This window comes from Halorubrum sp. SP9 (assembly GCF_005435015.1).
Lineage (GTDB): Archaea > Halobacteriota > Halobacteria > Halobacteriales > Haloferacaceae > Halorubrum > Halorubrum sodomense.
Map to the genome: position 1 here is coordinate 1 of NZ_SGXU01000576.1, position 309 is coordinate 309.

The window sequence follows — 309 nt, forward strand, 5'->3', positions numbered from 1 at the left end:
GCTCGTTGTCCTGAAGCCCCTGTCCCGCCTCGTTCATGTTGATGCGGTCCAGCGTGTCCATCTCGGCCTCGGTGAGCGACTCCCCGAGGTCGGTGTCCATGTCAAACTCCGCCCACCCCGCTTCGATGACCTCGCGGGCCTCCGAGGGCGTGAGAACGTAGTTTTTGATCCCGTTGGTCGCCGCGGTGATGATGGACACCATCCCCTCGGCCCGCTCGATGTCCGTGGGCTTGAACAGCGGCCCCCAGTCGATCGTGAAGCCACCACTAACCTGTGGAACGGTGGACGGGTCGTGGCGGGCAACTTTCT

At 63.8% G+C, this 309-nt stretch carries 1 protein-coding gene; it reads right to left on the minus strand.

Features of this window, described 5'->3' with window-relative positions:
• A partial coding sequence (locus EXE45_RS20155; RefSeq protein WP_158294355.1) for a hypothetical protein occupies positions 1-309 on the minus strand: 309 nt, incomplete at both ends.